General features: G+C 55.0%; 4 protein-coding genes. All 4 read left to right on the forward strand.

All coding sequences use genetic code 11. The features are described from left to right. The first annotated feature begins 254 nt into the window (after positions 1-254). Positions 255-1,295 (forward strand): NADP(H)-dependent aldo-keto reductase, encoded by a 1,041-nt coding sequence (locus B2R48_RS17240; RefSeq protein WP_062956867.1) that lies wholly within the window; start codon positions 255-257, stop codon positions 1,293-1,295. Between the two features lie 125 nt (positions 1,296-1,420). Next, entirely contained in the window at positions 1,421-2,287 is an 867-nt protein-coding gene (locus tag B2R48_RS17245) for a pirin family protein (RefSeq protein ID WP_062956866.1), read from the forward strand. 66 nt (positions 2,288-2,353) lie between these two features. Continuing rightward, on the forward strand, positions 2,354-2,950 hold the full coding sequence (thpR, locus tag B2R48_RS17250; RefSeq protein ID WP_062956865.1) for an RNA 2',3'-cyclic phosphodiesterase: 597 nt from the start codon (positions 2,354-2,356) through the stop codon (positions 2,948-2,950). Then, a partial coding sequence (locus tag B2R48_RS17255) for a pyrroline-5-carboxylate reductase (protein ID WP_297002971.1) occupies positions 2,947-3,599 on the forward strand: 653 nt, incomplete at its 3' end. The genes thpR and B2R48_RS17255, both read left to right, overlap by 4 nt.

Below are 3,599 nucleotides of genomic sequence, written 5' to 3' on the forward strand. Positions count from 1 at the left end.
GATGAACTGGGCGATCTGCCGCTGACCGGCTTTTATGGCAATGGCGAAATCTGCAATGACCGCTTCTATGGATATACCGGGGTTCTGACCCTGTTTATCTAGGTCCTGACGCCAGAGCCGCCTCATACCCCGTCACAATAAATTTGCCCGCCAACGGTTTCATCGCGCGGCCAAGCGGATATATTCATACCATTGCAAAATCATGTGCCGCCCCGATTCAGCGGTTCTGGCGGCACAAAACAGGGGAATTTCATATGGAATATCGTCGACTGGGGCGTACTGATATTGATGTCAGTGTGATTTGTCTGGGCACCATGACCTGGGGCCAGCAGAACACGCAAGACGAAGCTTTCGAACAGCTTGATTACGCCACTGCCAACGAAATCAATTTCATCGACACAGCCGAAATGTATCCGGTCCCGGCGATGGAAGAGACCTTTACCAAAACCGAAACCATCATTGGTAACTGGCTTGAAAAGCGCGGCCGTCGTGATGATCTGGTGATTGCCACCAAGGTCGTCGGTCCGGCGGATCGTTTCCCGTATGTGCGCGGTGGGCCGCGTCTGACCCGCGGGCAAATCTTTGAGGCGATTGACGCATCGCTTGCGCGCCTGAAAACCGATTATGTCGATCTTTATCAGCTTCACTGGCCGGATCGGAATTCCAACTTCTTCTCCAAGCTGGGCTATACCCATGACGCGGAAGAACAATTCACCCCGATCGAGGAAACCCTTGGCGCCCTTGATGAGCTGGTCAAGGCTGGCAAGGTCCGCCATATCGGTTTGTCGAATGAAAGCCCTTGGGGCCTGATGAAGTTCCTTGAGCTGGCCGAAAAGAATGGCTGGCCGCGGGTGGTCTCTGTTCAGAACCCCTACAGCCTTCTGACCCGGCAATATGAAGTCGGTCTGGCCGAATGTTCGATCCGCGAAGATGCCGGTCTTTTGGCCTATTCGCCGCTGGGCGGTGGGGCGCTGTCGGGCAAATATTTGGGCGGTGCGCGTCCCGAAGGTGCGCGTTCCTCTGTCTGGCCCCAGTATTTCGGGCGCTATCTGACCGAAAACGGGGTCAAGGCAACCGAAGCCTATGTGAAGCTTGCCAAGGATAACGGCCTTGATCCGGCACAGATGGCGCTGGCCTATGTCAATTCGCGCCCGTTCCTGACCTCGAACATCATTGGCGCGACCAGCATGGAACAGCTCAAATCCAATATTGGATCCGCCAAAATCACCCTGTCGGACACTGTTCTCGAAGAAATCGAAAACATTCACAAAATCTATACCTATCCCTGCCCGTAAGGAACTGAAGGGATATCCTTGGCGGCAACGTCACAGGATGGTCAGATTTTGACCCCAAACTTGGGAGATGCGGCGCGGTAATCCATGCCTCGCCGTATCCCTCACCACCGAGACGGAGGCGACCCATGGTTAAGCGTATCAACGGCAAGGAAGCTGATCTCGGGGATATGACGGTCCGCCGCATTTTACCTCACCGCGAGGTACGTTCTGTCGGTCCGTTTGTGTTTTTTGATCACATGGGCCCGGTAAAGTTCGAGCCCGGCCACGGTGTTGATGTCCCCCCGCATCCGCATATCGGCTTGGCCACCGTCACCTATCTGTTCAATGGTGCGATCCTCCATCACGACAGTCTGGGCAGCAATATCGAAATCACCCCGGGTGATCTCAACTGGATGCATGCGGGCCGGGGTATTACCCATTCCGAACGCGAAACCGAGATCGTGCGCAATTCGGTTCATGCCCTTCATGGCTTGCAGCTTTGGGTTGCCCTTCCCGAAGAGGACGAGGAATCCGATCCCGCCTTTTATCATGTACCGAAGGATGATCTTCCAATCATCGAGGATGCCGGGCTTCATATGCGCCTGATCGCGGGCGAAGCCTTTGGCAAAACTGCCCCGGTGCCGGTCAAGTCCAAGCTCTATTACCTGGATGTCGCCATTGACGAAGGCGCGCAGCTTGTCCTGCCTGGCGAAAATCAGGAAGGGGCGATTTATGTTGTATCCGGCACGCTAATGGTCGACGGCGAAAGTCACGAACCACAAAGCCTTCTATATGTCGCGCCCGAAGAAATCCCCGATATCGTCGCCAAAACCGATTGTCGTGTGATGTTGCTCGGCGGGTTGCCGCTTGGCAAACGTCACATCTGGTGGAACTTTGTTTCCAGCAGCAAGGACCGGATTGAGGCGGCCAAGTCTGACTGGGCGGCGGGCAATTTCCCGCAAATCGATGGTGAAGACGACGCTTTGCCGCTGCCTGCGCGCTCGACCGGATAATATCCATATACTATTCCTTCTTGAGCCGCTTTTGACCCACCCCCGAACTATAATTGGATTGAAGACATGCGTTTGTTTGTTGGTGTGGAAATTCCCCACGATATTGCGGTCGAACTTTATCCGCTGGGGCGTGCAATCAAGGGGCTTGATCCCCAGACCCCGGAAAACATGCACATCACCCTGAAATTCATCGGTAATGTCGATCCGGGGCTGGCAGGCGAGATTGACAAGGCCCTCTCGCAGGTCAAATTCGACCCCTTTGATTTGCAGGTATCCGGACTTGATATGTTTGCATCCAACCGCAAGGTCCGCATTTTCTGGGCCGGGGTAAAGGATCAACCGGCGTTGCACACGCTTGCCAATCGGGTGGAAAATGCGCTTCTCGCACTTGAAGAATGCCCGGATATGGATATGCGAAAATTCACCCCGCATATCACGCTGGGCCGCAATCGCGATGCCGCGCGGGCTTCCATCGAACAGGCGATTGTCGATCATGGGGATGTGACCTCGCGGGTGTTCACCGTTGATCGTTTCTGCTTGTATGAAAGCCATTCAACAACGGATGGTCCGGAATTTCGCGTGATTGCCGCCTATGATGGCAAGGATGGCCCGCTTCCTGAACCAGACCTCTCAGAGGCCTTCGCAACAGAGGATTTTCAATGAAACTAGGCTTTATCGGAACCGGCGCAATCAGCGATGCGGTCATTCGCGGTCTTTTGACATCTGACTATCCGGTGTCCGAAATCATCGTTTCACGCCGAAGCGCGCATATCTCCGCAAAGCTCGCCACCGACTTTGACCGGGTGCGGGTCGAAAACGATAATCAGGCGATCATTGATCAGTCCGATATGATCTTTCTTGCGGTTCTGCCACAGATTGCCGGTGATGTTCTCTCAACGCTGCGCGTGCCCGATGACAAACAGATTGTCAGCCTGATCGCCACCATCCCGCTTGCCGACCTTAAGCTTTGGCTTGGCACCAACGCACAATGTGATCGTGCCATCCCCCTGCCACCGGTCGAACATCATGCCTGTGTCACGGCGGTCTATCCCGGTTCGCCCGATGTCATGGCCCTGTTTGAAAAACTCGGCGGGGCGGTGGCGGCCGAAACCATCGGTGCTTTTGATGGCTACGCGACGGGAAGTGCCCTGATGGCGACCTATTTCACCGTGCTTGAAAGTGCAGCACAATGGATGGTTAAACAGGGATCCGACTATGCCGATGCCAGGCGTTACCTTGCCGCCCTGTTTTCCGGCCTTGCCGGGAACACTGACAAATCCCCCGATCAAAGCTTCGCCGATCTTTATGAAGG

It is taken from the genome of Thalassospira sp. UBA848 (assembly GCF_002295455.1).
In the GTDB taxonomy this organism is placed as follows: domain Bacteria; phylum Pseudomonadota; class Alphaproteobacteria; order Rhodospirillales; family Thalassospiraceae; genus Thalassospira.